We start from the raw sequence: 1,159 nt of genomic DNA, 5'->3' as shown, positions 1-1,159 counted from the left end.
CCCCGCGCCCTGTGCCGCTACGACGCCGACGACGGCCGCACCGGCTACGGCTGGACGGAATGGCACCAGCCCCCCGGCTGGCAGGACCACGGCTGGACCCACCTCATCGAGGAGAACGCATGACCCCACCGGTCCCCGGCGCCGCCGACCTGACCGCGTCCTGGCTGAGCGACGCCCTCGCCGCGAAGGTCACCGAGGTCCGCACCGAGCCCGTCGGCACCGGTCAGGTGTCCGACAGCCTCCGCCTTCACCTCACCTACGCCGGCGCGACCGACCTGCCGCCGACCATGGTCGCCAAGGTGCCCGCCGCCGACGCCTCCAGCCGCTCCGCCGCCCGCGCCATCCGCACCTACGAGGTCGAGGCGTGCTTCTACGCGCAGATCGCCGGCCGCCTCGACGCGGGCATCCCGACCTGCTACTTCTCCGCCTACGACGCCGAGCAGGACGAGTACACCGTCCTGCTGGCCGACCTCGCGCCCGCGCTGCCCGGCGACCAGCTCGCCGGCGTCACCCCCGAGGACGCCGCCGCCGCGATCGACGAGATGGCCGCCCTGCACGCCGCCGGCTGGGACGACCCCGAACTCGCCGCGCTGCCCTGGCTCAACCGCCACGACGCCGACTCGGCCGCCTTCACCGCCGCGATGGTCACCGGCCTCTACGACGGCTTCAAGGACCGCTACGGCGCCGACCTGGGCGCGGACGTCCTCACCCTGATCGAAGAATTCCTCCCGTCGATCGGCGGCTACCTGACCGACCGCGAAGGCCCGCTGACCCTCTTCCACGGCGACTTCCGCGCCGACAACCTCCTGTTCGGCGGCCCGCGAGCCGCCGTAGTGGACTGGCAGACCGTCGCCTACGCCCCCGGCCCGGCCGACCTCGCCTACTTCCTGGGCTCCAGCCTCCCCGTCGAGGTCCGCCGCACGGGCGAACGCACCCTGGTCGAGCGCTACCACCGCGCCCTGACCGCCCGCGGCGTCACCCTGACCTGGGACGACTGCTGGGACGCCTACCGCCGCCACGCCTTCCACGGCATCGTCATGTCCATCGGCGCCTCCATGATCGTCGAACGCACCGACCGCGGCGACGAGATGTTCCGCACCATGACCACCCGCCACGCCCACCACGCCCGCGACCTGAACTCCCTGACCTTGATCTGACC

The 1,159-nt window shown here is 73.0% G+C and carries 1 protein-coding gene; it reads left to right on the top strand.

Annotated features, from left to right (window positions below; translation table 11 throughout):
* Positions 1-119: 119 nt before the first annotated feature.
* Complete coding sequence (locus E1200_RS33360) at positions 120-1,157, top strand: phosphotransferase (protein ID WP_165950570.1); 1,038 nt, start codon at positions 120-122, stop codon at positions 1,155-1,157.
* The last annotated feature ends 2 nt before the right edge of the window (positions 1,158-1,159 follow it).

Source organism: Actinomadura sp. GC306 (assembly GCF_004348665.1).
Lineage (GTDB): Bacteria > Actinomycetota > Actinomycetes > Streptosporangiales > Streptosporangiaceae > Spirillospora.
The sequence above is the reverse complement of the archived record's forward strand: the minus strand, read 5'-3'. Positions and strand labels throughout refer to the sequence as shown.

What these genes read in the sequence shown, in the direction of transcription:
- E1200_RS33360 (WP_165950570.1), top strand. Translation starts at nt 120, where the DNA reads ATGACCCCACCGGTCCCCGGCGCCGCCGACCTGACCGCGTCCTGGCTG.